The following is a 16,704-nucleotide window of genomic DNA, read 5'->3' as shown; positions in this document are numbered from 1 at the left end:
GTGAAAGAGCAGAGCTTACTAGTACGAATGAGCATATTGATTCAGCCTTTAAATACCGCCCGATCGACGTCAGTGTGTCTTGCGTGTCAAAAACATGGCATCGCCATAGCTGAAGAAGGCATAACGCTCGGCTACTGCGGCCTGATAAGCGTTCATCACCGTATCGAAGCCAGCAAAGGAAGCCACCAGCATCAGCAGGGTCGATTCAGGAAGGTGGAAGTTGGTTACCAGTGCATCGACGCAGCGCCATTCGTAGCCAGGATAGATGAAGATGTCGGTGTCGCCGCTGTAGGGAGCGATATCACCGCTATCGCTCATCAGGCAGGCAGATTCCAGACAGCGTACGCTGGTGGTGCCGACGGCAACCACGCGCCGCCCCGCCGCCCTTGCCGTTCGTACCTTCTCGCAGACATCCGCGGAGACGTCGATCCACTCGCTGTGCATCTGGTGTTCGCGGATGTCGTCGGCACGTACCGGCTGGAACGTGCCGGCACCCACGTGGAGGGTGACGAAAGCACTCTCCACGCCCTTGGCGGCCAAGGCTGCGAGCAATGGCTCGTCGAAATGCAAGCCGGCAGTGGGGGCGGCCACTGCGCCGTCGCGCCGAGCGTAGACGGTTTGATAACGCTCACGATCGGAAGGATCGTCCTCGCGGGTGATATAGGGCGGCAACGGCATGTGGCCATGGCGCTCGAGAAGTTCGATCATCGGTGTTTCACCGAGGAAGCGGAGTTCGAACAGTGCCTCGCGCCGTCCTTCGACCACGGCATGGATGTCACCCTCGAAGACCAGCTCGGTGCCGGGCTTGGGCGATTTACTGGCGCGCAGGTGCGCCAGGCCACGGTGAGTATCCAGTGGCCGCTCGAGTAGCATTTCCACGCGCCCGCCGCTGGCTTTGTGGCCGTGCAGACGGGCGGGAATTACCCGGGTATCGTTGAACACCAATAGATCGCCTGGCTCGAGTAACTCGAGCAGATCAGGAAAGTGTCGGTGGGCCAGTTCGCCAGTTGTGCCATCCACGCATAACAGGCGACAGTCGCTGCGGCGTTCGGATGGGTAACGAGCGATCAACTCGCTGGGCAGTTCGTAGTGAAAATCGGCACGCTGCATCGGCGATAGGGTCTCGGGCTGCCTGTGACTGATGGTCGACTCGGTCGCTCATGGCTGGACCGATCGGACAGGGCGCATAGGATACCGGTTCCCGACAACGAAGTCAGGTCAGGTGATTGACCTGTGAGCGGACCTACGTATAATGCAACGCGCTGCCCGGGTGGCGAAATTGGTAGACGCAGTGGATTCAAAATCCACCGCTGGCGACAGCGTGTCGGTTCGAGTCCGACCCCGGGCACCAACTGATCTATGAATCCTATAACCATGGGATTCAGCGGGTTACGGGCCTTGATCAGACCCTGATGTGTGACACTTCGGTGATCCACTCTTGAGGTCTGACATGCCCTATGGAACCTACCTCACGCGCAATCGCCACCATACGAACTGGTATGCCCGGATCGTCATTCCCCATGACCTCCGTCATGCCTATGGTCAAAGGCGAGAAATCCGAAAGACACTCGATACTCCCTGCAAGGTTACTGCACGTCGTCGTGCGATGATGCTGTGGCTTGCTTATCAGCAAGTATTTGAGTCGTTGCGAAACGGCCGGGTTGAGGACAACATCTCGCCAGACTGGAAGACTTTGGCCTTTCTAGCCTCCTCATCATTATCCAGCCTTCAAACTGACACTGCTCCCGGTGACGGTCGTACTCCTTATCTTATTCAACTTACCCCCTTGGCGAATGACGAACGATCTGAGGGTCGCTTCGCTATGCCCTTTGTGAGGACCTGTGAACATCGCAGCCCGCAGGGTAAGGGTGGCCCGGGGCCGGCAGGGGCGCAATCTATACAGGGCTCTGCGGCCCATCCCCAGCGTTTGAGCGCTTTGTTTGAGCAGTTCGTTACCGAGCGACTTGTCGATGCCAGAGATAAGACGAAGGAGACGATGAGGCAGAACCTCCAGGTCTTTACCGAATTGATGGGGGACTTGACTGCTGAAAAGCTGACGAAGTCGGTTGTGCGATCTTTCATCAAACAGCTCAAGACCTACCCTACCCATCGAAACCATGGGCGGTGGAAGTCGATGACACTGTCTGAGATCCGAGTTGCGAGCAAGAAACCGATGGGCCATAAAACCCAACAAAACATCATCGGCAACCTGCACACATTTGCGGGCTGGCTGGTGGAGGTCGAGGAGCTCGAGAGTAATCCATTCAAGATCAAGTTGAGGAAGAAGGCTATGGTTCCTGGGCCAGATCGGACATGGAGGGATGAGGAGCTGTCTCGATGGTTTCACTCAGACCTGCTGATGAAGCATCGGGGCAGCCGTCGCTATGCCTGGAAGTACTGGCTTCCCCTTCTGGCTATCCATACGGGGGCACGGCTCGAGGAGCTGGCAGCGTTGTCACCCGATGACTTCTTCGAACATGAGGGCATCCAGGCATTCAAGATCCATGGCGAGGACGGTCGGTTCGTCAAGAATGTCTCTTCTTGGCGGATGATCCCGGTTCACTCGCGGCTGATCTCCCTGGGATTTCTCGAGTACGTGGAGAGTCGACGGGGGAGCGAGCGGCTGTTCACCGTCGAGCCCTACCAGGGTCAGTACGGTAAGCGAGCTTCGAAAGCGTTTGGCTACCTCAGAGGGAGGCTCGGGATCAGCCCCGACTTCCACGGGTACCGACATACCGTGATTGAAGCCCTGAAGCTCAGAGGGGCATCGCTGACCCATATCGAGTGGCTGGTTGGCCATACCGGGGCTTCGATGTCAGACCACTACGGTAGCGCTACAGATAAGCGTAAGTGGTTGCCGGTCCTGAAAGAAGTGGTGGAGCTGCTGGACTGGTCCTATGTGATGCCAGGTAGCGAATGAGACCAACGAGGGTTTCACTGGATGACACTGGTGAGGCTCACTTGAGGATACCCCTTGTGCCTCGTCAGCGTGGGGCTTGTGCCTGGCCAGACACATGAGGCATCTGGCAGTCTCACGGCAGGTGAGACTGGGGAGTCTCATCTCAGACACAATCTGTCTCACGTCAGACACAACCGGTCTCAGCGTTCCATGATGGTCGACCTGAATCAGTACCGGAGCCAGTACAGCAATCGAAGCCAGGAACCTCTACAGGATGCCAAAGCCCACACGACCTCACTACCTCGCTACGATCCTGCTGATCATTCAACGGGAGCAGGAACGTCTCAATGAGATCATTCCAAAGATATCGACTCGGGAACTGACGCTGGAGCAGTTGCGTGAACTACGCAGTGAATGGCCAGGTAGCCTATCGATGATTGATGTGCACCAGTGGGTTCTTGGTGGACTAGACAACCTGGTTGATGAATATGAAAGAGGTAGGGTCTATAAGTCTAGCCTCCGTGGGCTCGCTCGACAGTTGGAAGCCTATGAGTCGGGAACTCGGTCCTACCTTGCGGAGCATGATCACCCATGCAGTGCATTCTTGAACCAGCGTGGGAAGGTTTTGGCTCGATACCAGCAGGCTTTTGAGCGTATCTATGAGCCAAATGGTCCCTTGCCGCATGAACTCCAAGCTTCGATCGTCAGACACTTGCGCGATGGCTATGACCTTCCTCGGATGGAGCCCCGTACCGAAGGAGAAGGCTGGATGCTGGTGTTTGATCAGGCCCGTCCCAGAGTGGAAAGTCAGGTGGTGGATATCGCACTGGCTCGAAAACATAGAAACCCGTCACCCTGCTGACTTACGTCGATATGGGTTGCAATAGGTCTATCTGTGGCGGGGTGTCTTCTTGAGGCTGCCACCTCGAGGCTGTCCACGATGAGCTAAGAAGAGGAGGGCCACGGCATCGAGAAAGTGGAGGTGAGTCCGGTTGCAGGTCGGTGCTGAATTGTTCGATCATTGCATTTCTCATGCTTGGATTGGTGATGAGATTAATGACCTATTTCATGGCTGCTTTATTGCAATACTACTGTATTGATGGAAACCATTGATGTGTCGTTAGACCATGATTATCCAAGGAGTTCAGCCTTTTTTGGTTTGAGGTTCTATGGATATCCTCCTGGTGATTTCCTTTCCTGAGAACGTGCTAAGGATGGAGTGCTTTCCCCGTCGTGTAGGGGTGCGTTAGCTCTCATGGTGTTGAGGCTACCCGACGGTGAAGACATAGCTGTACAGTAACCGGGAAGCATCATGGTAGAGGAGGAGCGTTGTCATGGTTTGGCTCACTAGGGATAGATTGGTCATGATGGATGGTGGGAAAGAGTTCATGCTGTGGTGTTCCATGGGTGATTGATGAGGCAGTCGTGACTGCCAGGTGTGTCATTCATAGTCGAAATATGCGTTATATTTCTAGCGGTTTATCCACCTCCTTTGCAGTGGTGTGAATGATCGTAGGTATTGATGTGTTGCATTAATGGAGTCATGGAATGTTGGGCTAAAAAAGCATCAGTGTGTCCGGGCATAGTGTCTGTAGCATCACGCATTTCTCCTTCTGGTAAAGAAGGTCTCTGGTTTCTCGTTGCATACTCCTTTGGTTTCTCATCGAGGGCGCGGAGCACCCTTCATGAAGACAAAAGGTGTCTAACTTCGCTGTGATAATCTTGATCTCCATAGCTTATTCATTCGTATGTGCAGAGCGCATCTCTTATCCCAGTAGGGGGATAGGATGTGGAGAAAGGGAAGCCAATGATGAAAGGGGAAGGGGAGGAATGGTGTGCGCACAGCACCGCATACAGTACTGTCTTGCTTGTGTAGCGGTGTGATGTGTGGTGGGAGCCGCCGTATGAAGGTGGGGGTATGTCCGTTTTTTTTGACCCAGCAAGGTAGGGGGGGTACCTCAAACTTTGAGCCAGTCAGCCGTCACCACTTTGCTCATACCCAGCTGAGGGGGGCGGGGAAAACCTGAGCCAGCATCTCTCCATGCCCCTGAGCCAGTGGGCTGAAATCCTACTGAGACCACCAAGGATAGAGTATCGGTTGTCACCGCTGATTCGGGGTGGTTTGAGGTGGGTTAGTATGCCGGTGAGAAGTCGGATAGAAGTCTGGAGAAGTTCTCCAACCCCATACTCTATGCGGGTTGGAGGGTTGAGGTGGTAGGTGGGGTAAGATTAGGCTGCAGTCTTTATATCGGTTTTGGTTGAGTAGCGTTTTGGATGGATAAGGCCAAGGACCTCAAGCTCAGGTCGAAACTCCTCCTTGTATCGCTTGAAGCTGGATGGTGAGATTCCAGCTTGAGCGATCAAGTCTTTAAGCTTTCCACGCTTGTTTTGTTGGTCAGCAAGGATCTGAATTACGATCTTCCTTCTCTTGTCCTTCTCATTGTCACGCTTTGCTGTAGGCTGCTTTGTGTGGAGGTGCTGAGTGTCAATGACGGCATACCCTGGCTCGAACCAACTCTGAATATACTTCGCATACCCCATATCCGGAACAATGAGGATGTGTTCTTTCTCTGAGTTAGCTTGAGGGCTTCGGATGCTGGTTCGTGCAACGCACTGGTAGGCCGATTCATAGCAGCGTTCAGTCCTAACAGCACCGACAATTCCATCCACATCCAGGTTGTGATCGACTGCGAACATCTGCAGGGATTTGACTTCAAAGGGGTCGGGTCGACTGGACGCAAGGTATATGGCATGGTCGAAGTGTCTGAGATTGTTCTGCCCATGAACAGCGTTGGTAGTGCGCGCGATATTGTCCGTGTCCATGCAAGGGTGAAGAGGATCATTCTTGTTCAGGGTCAGGATTGATTTTCTGCCTTTGAGGATGTCTGCAGCGATTTGTTGCGCATAGACAGCCACTGTGTCGGTAGAGGTTACCGGAGTTCCTGCATGGCTCAATATTTCGTTAGCTGGCCTTTTCTTTAGGGTGGAAGACCAACCTTCCTTTTCTAGGATGGGAAAGATCCTTGCCCAATTCTTGTGCTTGGTTTCCAGGTTGATGTTTGGAGTTATGGTCGCCTCTTTGATTGTAATCCCACAGTGGTGCTCTGCAATGAATCCAAGTAAAGTTTTTTTGAGCTGTGCACTGAGGATCGCGAAGTGGTCGACGTTCTTGATGATCTGGTTCAGCTTCTGCCAGTGAATGGCTTGGTAAAGTCGATAGATGCGTCCATCAGAGCTACTCGTGGTGGTATACATTACCTCATAGTCTTCGAGCAGGAACTCGAGGAGCAATGCTACGACCTGGGTTGTGCTAGTGTCCCGTCCCTCTCGGATGTTGTCTATGTATCGCTGGACCTCTTCCTCGCTTACTGAGGGATCGAGCACCGTCTTTTGGTAACCCGCATGAGGCGAAGGGGCTTCTTTAAGGAAGGCCTCCCACTTGGAACCGTGGTCTTTGTCTTCATACCTGACGGTGATGGCGTGAGCCAGCTCCTGGGGCACTTCGTCTACGATCAGGCGGACACCCTTGAGAAGGTCTGGCCGGACCCTTGAAAGCGATTCGTGGGAAATGAAGATCACTCCGCGATAACCAGAAGCCAGGTGCTCGCTAAACTCTTGAATGACGCTCCCTTGTTCAGTCGATGAATCAATCCTGATGGACTCAATGAACTGGGCTTTCGACTGGTTGGAAACAACCTGGAACCCTTCGTGGTTCTGTTGTGTCAGGTCGTTGGTCTTGGAGGCAAAGACCACTGTCTCCTGAGGAACCTGAGACAAGTGACGGTGAAGCTCTTGGATGGTGTGGAGACTCTTCCCGCCACCGCACCTGCTGCTGACATGATAGATCTCTGTGATCATGGGCATGACCCTATTTTGATGAATATTGAGGTCATTATCCCATCCCTCCCAGATACGTGCTGATTTTTTCTGAACTAGTCTTGCCTACAGGGAGGGTACAAAAAAGGGGTCACTTTTCCTTTAGTACCTTATAAGGATTAGTGACCCCTTTTTTTCGATCCCTCTCACCGCCCGACCCGCAGGCGGGCCGTGCGGCTGTGGTGCCGTCCTTGTTGTGTGTTCACACCTCCTTCGCCAGCTCGCACTGGAACATCGCAGCAAACACTCCCCCGCTTCGCTTCGCTTGCAGGGGCTTCTGCTGCTCGTTCCGTGCGGCTGGCTCGGACTGTTGGCTTTCCCTCAACGCCTTCAAGAGGTACTACACCGTCGCGCCCGGAGAGTGTCGGGGTAGGGGCTGGTACCGTCCACCGGGAGCCACCTAGCCCAGGAGCGCAGCGGAGCGGAGCGACGCCAGGCGGCAGGGTGGCTCTCCGGTGGACGGCAGCGTGACGGATAAGAGTTATTGGTGATGGGGTGTAGGCCTGGTGTCGTGAGGAGGCTCTCTGGATCCTCAAACCAGTGCGTTGCCTCGCCAGGTGATGCGGGCTCCCAATACTTCACTCATCACCAGTGAGGCAGGGTCGGCTGATCATCCTGCCGGAGTGTTACTGGTTTCAGTGGTCGCTGAGCGGTCGCAGCTCATGAATCGGTGGGGTCTGGTGATCGGGACTGGCTTGAGGTGCTTGGTTTCTGGTTCGGCTGGCTGGCCGGGGGCTACGTGAGCCTGGGTTCTCCCGCAGGGGTAAGGGATCGGCGCAGCTTGGAGAGCCGGAGTGATACCTGGGTCGGTAGTAATGCAGGGGCAGCGGCTGATGACGTTTAGCAGAGTCAATCTTCTGGTTCCTGGTTTGATAACGGGGGTGGGGAGGACATCTTGGCCATCCTTGGCAGGAGAGCACCATGAGATCCCTGTGGCGTTGCGAGCTATGAGACGACCTCAGGTCGAAGACTTCCGGCGTCGCTTACGCCTTTGAGAGTCGACCAGGGGCCTGAGAACCGATGTAGGAGATCTCTGACTGGGAGCGTAGGCATTTCACGGCTCGCTACGTCAGTATCGATACCACTGCTGCCATTCACTGCGCTTAGCTGTGTATGATGGCCTATCAGACATCATCGAAAGCTCATATGCGTTTAGGCACCGTTTAAGGGGAGTGGTGGCTCATCTGAGTGGCTAGCCGATAGCACTCATGTCCCTAGCCTATAACCAATGCCTGACGTTCTTCTGAGCTCACTGGTCTATCGACGGAAGCCTGAGGGTAATGATTCATCAATACGGTACCCTAGATTCTTCCCCTGGCTTCGTTGGGGGAGTTCAATGACGAACGGTAGCCCGCTCAAGTCTGCCCTGTGGGAGGCCGCTAACCACCTGCGTGGGTCTGCGGTGGACCGTACCGACTGGAAGGGCTACATCCTGCCACTGCTATTTTTCAAGCGGATCAGCGATGTATGGGATGAGGAGACTGCTGAAGCCGCCGAGACCTTCAGGGAGGATGATCCAAGCCACTTCCCTGAAGTGCACCGCTTCACGGTGCCGGAGGGGTGTCAGTGGCAGGATGTGAGGGAGATCCCTACAAACGTGGGTGCCGCGCTGCATCGTGCCATGCAGGAGATCGTGCGTGCGGTACGTTTTGATAGTTGGCAGGCCACCCACCCGGGAGAGAGGGAGGTCAAGCTGGCTCTGAGGAAGACGTTGTTCAAGTACAAACTGCACCAGGACAATGAGCTGTTCGAGCGCTCATATGAGTAGATTCGGAAATATTGCTGAGCTTACTTTGGTCTTGATTTAGTTGCTGGGTATGAGGGATGGAGTCAAAGCAACAGGGTGTGAGCTAGGGTTTACGTAAACATAAGAAAATAACGGTGGGTAGGCTGATGAAAGGGATCATACAGATCGCAGCAGGGGCTGCAATATGGGTTTTCGCTATCATAGTAGAGTTGGCCTGGTTAGGGCTGTGTTTTGGAAGCGTCGTGGTCGGCTTAGCCCTGTTGATTTTTGCTCCGTGGTTGCTCATAGCACCACTTGCAGCCATCACTCTACCAGGGAATGCTCTGATTTTTCTTGGTATTTCGAACCTGCGTGGAGGGCAGCAAAGCTATCGACCTACATCGTATCGAGGAAGGGTTTATCAAGGTGAGTTGAGGCGGACGGATAGCGGCCAAGTGCCAAGAGCATTGCCTGGTGATGTCCAGCGGAATGAGTCTGATAATGGTGGCGACAATCCTCGTCTTCTTGGCAGTGAGATGATAAAAATAAAGGAAGATGCCGAGTTGGGTTGTCCAGAATCTCAGTATGAGATCGGGACAAGATACGCGAAGGGGGAAGGTGTCGATAAAAACCCCAGGGAGGCATTGATATGGTTTAAAAGGGCTGCAGACAAAGGTCACGTAAAGGCGCAGTTTGAGGTTGGCGTAATGTTTGCCCACGGGTATGGAACCATCAAGAAGCCGGCGGTGGCTGTCAGATGGTTCCTGAAATCTGCAGACCAAGGCGATGATCGAGCCATGTTCAACCTTGGGTACTTATATGCCAATGGGGATGATGGTGTTCCTCAGCGAGGTAGTGAAGCTCTTAAGTGGTACAAGAGTGCTTATGAGGCTGGTAATACAAAGGCTCTGTACAATCTGGGTAGTTTGTTCTACTACGGACAGGGTATTTCGGTAGATAGGGAAGAGGCCTTCAAGTGGTACCGAAAAGCTGCTGAGTTACTAGATGCCAATGCCCAGTGTAAGGTGGGTGAGCTATACGAGCATGGTGATGGTGTTGGTAGGGATCTCATCGAGGCAGAAAAGTGGTATCGGTTGGCAGCTGAGCAGGGCAATGAGAGAGCTAAGGCACACCTAGAATTACTACCCCATGCTGAAGATGATTTAGACGATTTGCAGGTTTCTCTTGCGGAAGGTGATGAGGTATTTGGTGCAGACCTCCATGAGGCTCAGGTGCTTTCCGTAGACAGTGCGTGCGATGTCAATTACAGCGTTTCAAAAGACGGCTTCATCGTTCGGGATGCTGAAACTGGCCACTCAGTGGTGGTTGCCTACGACGGGGAGAACTACCAGGGAAAAGCTGCTGTGCCTGAGCTAGGTGTCTCAGTCTCATTGGAGCCTTGGAGGAAGGGAGGGAATCCCTTCGAGGACGATGGTTGCTACTGGGTAACGCGTTGGGTTGATGACATTGATGATTTGGTGCAGATCATCGTTCGTCCCGATGTGCCTTTCAGCAGCCTCATGAAGGAGGTGGAGCGCTTGAGTGAGGCGGCTGCCCATGAGGTTCTCAATTTTGATCAAGTAGACTTTAACTATGACGCTGGCAGCCTGCTTTCAGTAGTCACTAAGCAGTATGATACAGGCTACATTTTTGTCGATATCATGAACGATCTTGCTGTTTCCGCTGATGACATTATGGCCTCAAAGCCAGGCGTGCAGATGGCTTATGGGTATGCTAGACGCTGTGCTGCAGCGGCACTTTACCTTCAAGGTCTGTCCGATAAAGAGTCCTTGGAGCATGCAATGGCTATGTTCAAAGGGCTGCAGGCCATGACAGGGCATACGGTCGAATTTCAAGAGGATGCCTACACGGACGCGCTGAGCTTCATGCAGACTTATAGCCATCAGATAGCTAGAAAAATGACTCGAGTTCTTGTGATGATGGCTATGCAGTCAGAACCGCCTGATGAAGAGCTGAATGATGCTGAGCTTTTTGACCTTGTCATTCATATGGCCTACCAGGAGCAGCAACAGAACTTCATGTAGTATGACGGATTGAGTGAGGGAGGTCCCGCTCCCTCACGAGAGTCTCTAACGGTTTGAGTAGATTTTCTTAATGTGTCAGCTGGCCTGCTAGGAAGTGCGCTATGCTATTGAGCATCAATAGTGCTCGGTCATCCGTTTGTTCCTGCTAAGGAAACAAAGTGATCGAACATGATCATGAACTTGTACTTCGTCTTTATTAGCGTATAGGTTTCTGCGTTTGATGGACACGACACGATCATTTTTGCGTTCGCACCGGTCGTGGCGAAATTGCTTTCGTTCAGGTTCGAGTAGAACGCATGAGTGCTTCCGCATGCGCACTCAAATGGTTTGCCATCATATGCTGACATGTCTCTATATCGAGGGTCTTGTGTGCCGGCTTCTGCTACTAATGCTCCCTTGTTCATGAACTTCATAGTGCTGCCTCAATTAGTGCTGATGGTGGGTGGAAGACATGCCTGAATCGATGTCTTTAGCTATGCGTGTCAAGTCGAATCCAAGATGCTTCACCTCAAATCTATCACCTGGGTTGCCATGGCGCTAGACAAGTGATGAGGAAGCACCGTGCCAAGCAACCGGTGCTGGCTGGGCGAAATCAAGCTGTCTTGAAGTGGTACCCCAAAGTTCTGTCTGCCTTGGTAACACCAGGCCAAGTCGACTAGGGGTGACTGAGCATGAGCAAGAACCACCGTCGCTACAGCGAAGACATCAAAGCCAGGGTTTCCTTCGATGACTCCGGAGAAATGAGTGATTCGCACTTCCTGGGCCACTAGCTATCTGGCTTGAACCGAGTGCGGGCTGTCTGTGCTTGGTAGTGTGCCAGTTGTGCCCCGTTATGGTAGGTCTTGTTGAGGAACTCCTGCTCGGCCTGAAGGCTCGATTCAGTGACGATCGTCCACCAGCACTTGCTGCGACCATTGTTCCCGTTATGCCAACGGTAGCCGCGGGATTTCAGTATGTCTTTCACTTCGATGGGAGCACCGAGCGCTCGCACGATGACCGTCTTTTGACGGGCGCTTGCCAGCAGAAGAGAGAAAGATTCGGACTGGCAATACAGCAACCAAGCGGTTGCTAGGCAGTCCACCTCGGCTCTGTGCCCTTGGTAAAAATACCCTTGTTTGAGGAGCAGGTATTCTAGCTTGCGTGCTTCGTAGCCTAAGCTTTTCCAATCCACCCCGCTCAGACTACAAGCCCAGACCTGCTTGTCGCAGGCGGGGAAGCGCGCTTCTATGAAGCCCCTATCGAACTGGGCATTATGAGCGATCACCAAAGGATCTCCCTGGAGCATCATGCCGAGCCATGCATCGTCGATATGCTGGCCTGCCACGTCTTGATCGGTGATGCTGGTGATGCTGGTGATCACTTCGGGGATGGGGATCCCTGGATCTTCGAACTGTGAGTGGGACTCCAGAATCGAGGTGATACGTTCTGCTGAGGGGCTGAAGGTCCCTCGTACTAGCCCCAACTCGATGATCTTGTCCGACGAGGGATCAAGCCCTGTCGTCTCGACATCCACGATGACCAAGGGACGCTCATCCCCCACCGAAGGGTTCAGCTCAATGGGGAGTATGGTGTTCGGACGTGTGATAGGAATGCGTTGGAGTAGTCGGTAATCCTCTGGGGCAGCCTGTATATCGGGTATTGCTTCTAGAGGGAAAGAAGAAGGCGAACACATGATGGTATCTCCATAGGGGGTGCAGAAAATGAGAATGCGCATCCTTTGCAGGATGTGTCGCCAGTAGCCAACTTCCCTTATCAGCTATCGATGGATCATCCGCTGCTAATGCATAGTTCCACATATGACCGCTGAGGGGTAGCTGTGGTGCGATTCTCACATGGTCATCTGCTGAGGGTTGTGAAGCCAGGGGGCAGGCGCTAGGCTTGAAGCTATACCACGATTAGGTGTCACACTTCAGGTAGTTCTGATTCTACGCTTCGTGTGTAAGTAATTGATAAGATTCAAAATCCACCGCTGGCGACAGCGTGTCGGTTCGAGTCCGACCCCGGGCACCACTTCTGAATCGGTCACTCAGTGACACTCTGCGTTTCTCAGCATATCTCTTCTTGATCTCTGTACGCGTCTAGCCATGATCCCATGGGGCGTGTTTTTCGTTTGGCACCCGTGCGCTACTTACCGTTATCTCCCGTTCGGCGAGTCCAGCGGAGCACGGCGCCCAGTATTATTAGCACCACACCGACGAAGCCGGCGGGATTGAGGGTGAACCAGCCGTAGACAAGCAAGATAAGGCCGAGGAGTTGAAGGCCTAAGGCGAATGTTCCGACGTTCATGTCATGCTCCCTGTCTCCGTGTCGTATCAGTGTAACGTGGCTTTCGGTTGGTCTGCATGGCATGAGGTTTGAAAGGTTGGGATGACGGGTTGTGGGAAAATACCGACAAGCGATGTAGGAAATCTCTGACAAAATCTGTTGGCGATCGCTCACATCGAAACGTCGTAATAAAGGCTAAAGTAGTAACCAGTTCCTCCAGTCGTGTTCCCTGCTTCCCGGCCACCCCTGCATGTGGCCGGTTTTTATTGCCTTCCTTCGACTGATCGCCAAGGCTTATGATGTCGGTGACGGTGTCAGTTCCTTGCCTGTCGTGGGGCGTGGTAAGTCACTGCTCTCGCTGCTTTTCGTCTCATTGTTGTTACCAAGGAGGATGGGGTGCCGATCTCGCTATGGCTGTCGCTGGCAGCCGTGTGTGTCATGGGGGCCGTGTCACCAGGGCCAAGCTTGGCGCTGGTGTTACGTCATACCTTGGGTGGCGGACGTTTGCCTGGGGTGGTGGCAGCCTTGTCGCATTCGTTGGGAGTGGGAGTCTATGCCCTGTTGACCGTGTGGGGGTTGGGGGCATTGATCGCACGCCAACCCATGCTGTTCCAGTTCATCACGTGGGCGGGAGCGGCGTATCTGGCCTGGCTGGGCATCAAGGCCTTGCGTGCCGGGCGTGTGGCGACATGGCATGCCACGGGTGGTGTTACGACACGGGGTCAAGCAGCACGCGAAGGCATGTTGGTAGCACTTGGCAATCCCAAGCTGATCCTGTTCTTCATCGCTCTGCTCAGCCAGTTCGTCACCCCTGACATGAGCCTGGCCGCCAAAGCATTGATCGTTGCCACCGCCATGCTGATCGACGGTGGCTGGTACGTGCTGGTAGCGATGGCACTATCGCATTCGAAGGTCCTGCCATGGTTGCAGGCGCGTGCTCACTGGATCAATCGGCTTACTGGGCTGATGCTGCTGGGGCTGGCCCTGCGGGTGGCATGGGGACCACTCGGATAATGTGAACTCTCATCCAGAAAGGCATAAGAATCTCACGCGTTCGGCCCAGTTGTGTTACACTTATTTACATTATCTGCTCCCGATGCCCAGCGAGGGACAGGATGTCTGCGATTCTCCAGCCTTTGGCAGCGGTACTCGATGACGACCCGGATGTGGTCGTGACGTTGTCGCTTCAGTTGCACGCTTTGGGAATGGAAGCACGCTGTCATTCACGCCCCGAGGCCTTGTTGGCTGAATTGTCGACTCTGGGACCGCGGCTACTGATCGTCGATCTGGAACTTGGCCAATCCGATGATGGTATCGAAGTGTTGCGACGCTTGGCCGAAAGCCGTTATGCGGGAGCTGTTCTGCTGCTGAGCGGGGTCGAACCCAAGATCGTGCAAATCGCGGAGCGAGTCGGTCGGGCCCTTGGCCTTGATATGCTCGACCCGCTGGGAAAACCTTATCGGCTGGCTGACCTGCGCAGGCGTCTCGAGGGTATCAGACCGCGTGCGATCCCCGAAGGTCAGACTAATGATGTCATGCGTAGCCGTGAGGAGATCGACCTGGCGTTGGCGCGTGACGAGTTCACCGTGCATTACCAACCGCAGTTCGAGCTGGTTTCCAATCGCCTGAGCGGTGTCGAGGCGTTGGTGCGCTGGCAACACCCTCAGGCAGGTTTGCTCCACCCCGGGCAATTTCTCCCGTTGATGACGCCCGATCAATGCCATGCCTTGACACGACGTGTGGTGGCGTTGGCGCTGCGCGATGCAGATCGTTGGACGGCGGCGGGCCTGTCGCTATCGATGGCGATCAATGTCACCCCTGCCGAGCTGATGAATGACGAACTGCTCTCACTGATGGACCAAGGACGGCGCGGGCTGTCATATCGGGCGCCTATCGCATTGGAAATCACCGAGAGTGACTCCATGGATGACGAACTGTTGGGCGGTGAAGTGGCTGCACGTCTTCGCCTTCATGGCCTGGAAGTGTCTGTGGACGACTTCGGTGTTGGCTTTTCGTCGCTTTCCCGTTTGCAACTGCTCCCGATCAGCGAGTTGAAGATCGATAGAAGTTTCGTGCGGGATATTCATGCCGCTTCCCATGATGCTGCCATTGTCGAGGCTGTAACCTTGCTGGGCCAGCGTTTGGGCATACGGGTCGTGGCCGAGGGAGTGGAATCGCTGGATAGCCTGCCACTACTGCGTGCCTACGGCTGTACTCATGTACAGGGCTTCGCACTCGGCAGGCCGATGCCTGCTGAGCATATCCTTCTCGTCGACCGTGTGTTGCAGGTTTGAGGTAGGGCGCTCGATGTCGCACATAAGCCAAATGACTTCCAAGGTGTATGGCGTTTTTGCTGCGTTGAGTGGGCCAGTGGTGCTGGGCGGGCTTTGGTTGTGGCTGGGAATCTGGGGTGCACTGGTTAGCGGTTTGGCAATGTTGGTGGGATGGGGCTGGTGGTACATTCGGCAGGCCACATGTCGAGCACGATGTGCTGAACGAGTGTGCGAGGACATGGAGCGGCAGCTGCATGAAATGCAGCGAATGGCGGCTTTGGGGCAAGTCTCGGGGGGAGTAGTTCACGACTTCAACAACCTGTTGACGGTGATTATTGGCAATGCCGAACTGCTACTGGAGTCGATCGAATCGGGGTCGGCATTGCGCCAGCCGGTCGAGTTGATGCTGCATGCGGGGGAGCGTGGTCGTTTGCAGACCCAGCGACTGTTGTCTTTTGCTCGACATGAGCCACTCACCCCTTCTCATGTAGACGTCAACACTCTGCTGCGCGCCGGCTACAAGTTCCTCGAAGCGAGCCTGGGGACTCAGGTGACGGTCAGGATGCGATTGACGCCGCTGCGATGGATGGCATACGTCGATCCTGCTCAGCTCGAGTCGACGATCATCAACCTGGCAGTCAATGCTCGGGATGCGATGCCAGAGGGAGGCGAAGTGACGATTGCGACCTCCTCGATGATCATCGATGAAGCATCTATCGGTTGGGCTCAAGATCTCGAGCCCGGCCATTATGTGCGGATCACCATCAGCGATACCGGTCTAGGCATGACCCATGAGGTCAGGCAGCAAGCCTTCGAACCTTTCTTCACCACCAAGAGGCGGGGCAAAGGAACTGGCCTTGGGTTGAGCATGGCTCTTGGCTTCGCCAAGCGTAGTGGTGGCCATGTCTCCCTATCCAGTGAGCCCGAGGGTGGCACCACCGTCCATCTCTACTTGCCTTGTGGGGGAACGCGGGGCGAGAAAAAGCAGCCCAGTGGCCATCGGCACTGGGCACTAGAGCCGATGGCTGGCGAGGAAGCTGGCCGCTAGACAAGACGTCAATGCTGATGGTGGGCATCGGCTGCCTCGCTCCCTTCATGGGCCTCCTGGACCCAGACCTCCACGTCGAGTGTGCCGCGTTCAGCGAATTCGAGAGTCAATGGCAAGGTGTTGCCCTTGCGTAGCGGTTCTTCCAAGCCGAGCAACATCAGGTGCTGGCCGCCACCTGGGCGCATTGTCAGCGTGTCACCGGGCTCAATAGTAATCTGGTCGAGCTTGCGCATCTGCATGTTGCCATCCTCCATACGCATGTCATGTAGTTCGACTGCCCGGCTTGCCGAGCTGCTTACGCCGACCAGAGTCGCTGGTGTGTCGCCCTCCACCGTGATGTCCAGATATGCCGCCCCGTTGGGTGCACCCGGGGGCGTGGGGGTGGCGAAGGGATGAGCGATTCGTACGTCGTCGAGCCGGATATCGTGGGCGTTGGCCAGGCCAGGTATCAGTAGAGCGGCAGCAAGGAGAATCGGCAAGCGTGGGAGCATTGGGCATCCTTGTATCATGCGGGGAATGAAAAACTCATGAGCAGCCTATCGCCTAGGTGGGGGATGAAAAAGGCCAAGTGG

General features: G+C 54.6%; 11 protein-coding genes and 1 tRNA gene. 8 read left to right on the top strand and 4 right to left on the bottom strand.

The genetic code is table 11. From position 1 onward, the window contains the following. Window positions 1–69: 69 nt before the first annotated feature. Entirely contained in the window at window positions 70–1,110 is a 1,041-nt protein-coding gene (queA, locus tag L861_RS13825; protein ID WP_016417076.1) for a tRNA preQ1(34) S-adenosylmethionine ribosyltransferase-isomerase QueA, read from the bottom strand. A gap of 154 nt (window positions 1,111–1,264) precedes the next feature. Between queA and L861_RS13820 the strand changes: the two genes are divergently transcribed. The 3 genes from L861_RS13820 to L861_RS13810 all read left to right on the top strand — a co-directional run bounded on the left by L861_RS13820 (window position 1,265) and on the right by L861_RS13810 (window position 3,761). Beyond that, window positions 1,265–1,351, top strand: a tRNA-Leu gene (locus L861_RS13820). 99 nt (window positions 1,352–1,450) lie between these two features. After that, window positions 1,451–2,920, top strand: a complete 1,470-nt coding sequence (locus tag L861_RS13815; protein ID WP_016417075.1) for a site-specific integrase — start codon at window positions 1,451–1,453, stop codon at window positions 2,918–2,920. A gap of 253 nt (window positions 2,921–3,173) precedes the next feature. Continuing rightward, window positions 3,174–3,761 (top strand): hypothetical protein, encoded by a 588-nt coding sequence (locus tag L861_RS13810; protein WP_016417074.1) that lies wholly within the window; start codon window positions 3,174–3,176, stop codon window positions 3,759–3,761. A gap of 1,367 nt (window positions 3,762–5,128) precedes the next feature. Here the strand turns inward: L861_RS13810 and L861_RS13805 are convergent. Then, the gene (locus tag L861_RS13805) at window positions 5,129–6,757 is read right to left on the bottom strand and encodes a hypothetical protein (RefSeq protein ID WP_144063044.1); all 1,629 of its coding nucleotides are present in this window, start codon (window positions 6,755–6,757) and stop codon (window positions 5,129–5,131) included. 1,354 nt (window positions 6,758–8,111) lie between these two features. Between L861_RS13805 and L861_RS13800 the strand changes: the two genes are divergently transcribed. Together L861_RS13800 and L861_RS23665 are read left to right on the top strand one after the other, a co-directional pair. Beyond that, window positions 8,112–8,543, top strand: a complete 432-nt coding sequence (locus L861_RS13800) for a type I restriction-modification system subunit M N-terminal domain-containing protein (protein ID WP_016417070.1) — start codon at window positions 8,112–8,114, stop codon at window positions 8,541–8,543. Window positions 8,544–8,668: 125 nt separating this feature from the next. Further along, entirely contained in the window at window positions 8,669–10,546 is a 1,878-nt protein-coding gene (locus tag L861_RS23665; RefSeq protein WP_016417069.1) for a tetratricopeptide repeat protein, read from the top strand. 766 nt (window positions 10,547–11,312) lie between these two features. On the opposite strand, the gene L861_RS13785 is transcribed toward L861_RS23665, so the two are convergent. Then, complete coding sequence (locus tag L861_RS13785; protein ID WP_027947660.1) at window positions 11,313–12,218, bottom strand: 3'-5' exonuclease; 906 nt, start codon at window positions 12,216–12,218, stop codon at window positions 11,313–11,315. 989 nt (window positions 12,219–13,207) lie between these two features. On the opposite strand from L861_RS13785, the gene L861_RS13780 reads away from it, so the two are divergent. The 3 genes from L861_RS13780 to L861_RS13770 all read left to right on the top strand — a co-directional run bounded on the left by L861_RS13780 (window position 13,208) and on the right by L861_RS13770 (window position 16,132). After that, a complete protein-coding gene (locus L861_RS13780; RefSeq protein WP_016417064.1) occupies window positions 13,208–13,825 on the top strand; it encodes a LysE family translocator in 618 nt (205 codons plus the stop codon). Between the two features lie 101 nt (window positions 13,826–13,926). Next, window positions 13,927–15,105, top strand: a complete 1,179-nt coding sequence (locus tag L861_RS13775; RefSeq protein ID WP_016417063.1) for an EAL domain-containing response regulator — start codon at window positions 13,927–13,929, stop codon at window positions 15,103–15,105. Between the two features lie 13 nt (window positions 15,106–15,118). Further along, the gene (locus L861_RS13770) at window positions 15,119–16,132 is read left to right on the top strand and encodes a sensor histidine kinase (RefSeq protein WP_161629052.1); all 1,014 of its coding nucleotides are present in this window, start codon (window positions 15,119–15,121) and stop codon (window positions 16,130–16,132) included. 8 nt (window positions 16,133–16,140) lie between these two features. Here L861_RS13770 and L861_RS13765 read toward each other — a convergent pair whose 3' ends face one another. After that, entirely contained in the window at window positions 16,141–16,623 is a 483-nt protein-coding gene (locus L861_RS13765) for a copper chaperone PCu(A)C (protein ID WP_016417061.1), read from the bottom strand. Window positions 16,624–16,704: the final 81 nt, after the last annotated feature.

This window comes from Litchfieldella anticariensis FP35 = DSM 16096 (assembly GCF_000409775.1).
Classification (GTDB): Bacteria; Pseudomonadota; Gammaproteobacteria; order Pseudomonadales; family Halomonadaceae; genus Litchfieldella; species Litchfieldella anticariensis.
This window is presented reverse-complemented; position numbering and strand designations above follow the sequence as displayed.

Bases quoted from the DNA above. Each gene is read 5' to 3' on its own strand.
- L861_RS13785 (WP_027947660.1), bottom strand. From the start codon at position 12,218: ATGTGTTCGCCTTCTTCTTTCCCTCTAGAAGCAATACCCGATATACAG.
- L861_RS23665 (WP_016417069.1), top strand. From the start codon at position 8,669: ATGAAAGGGATCATACAGATCGCAGCAGGGGCTGCAATATGGGTTTTC.
- L861_RS13810 (WP_016417074.1), top strand. From the start codon at position 3,174: ATGCCAAAGCCCACACGACCTCACTACCTCGCTACGATCCTGCTGATC.
- L861_RS13775 (WP_016417063.1), top strand. From the start codon at position 13,927: ATGTCTGCGATTCTCCAGCCTTTGGCAGCGGTACTCGATGACGACCCG.
- L861_RS13815 (WP_016417075.1), top strand. From the start codon at position 1,451: ATGCCCTATGGAACCTACCTCACGCGCAATCGCCACCATACGAACTGG.
- L861_RS13805 (WP_144063044.1), bottom strand. From the start codon at position 6,757: ATGATCACAGAGATCTATCATGTCAGCAGCAGGTGCGGTGGCGGGAAG.
- L861_RS13770 (WP_161629052.1), top strand. From the start codon at position 15,119: ATGTCGCACATAAGCCAAATGACTTCCAAGGTGTATGGCGTTTTTGCT.
- L861_RS13765 (WP_016417061.1), bottom strand. From the start codon at position 16,623: ATGCTCCCACGCTTGCCGATTCTCCTTGCTGCCGCTCTACTGATACCT.
- queA (WP_016417076.1), bottom strand. From the start codon at position 1,110: ATGCAGCGTGCCGATTTTCACTACGAACTGCCCAGCGAGTTGATCGCT.
- L861_RS13800 (WP_016417070.1), top strand. From the start codon at position 8,112: ATGACGAACGGTAGCCCGCTCAAGTCTGCCCTGTGGGAGGCCGCTAAC.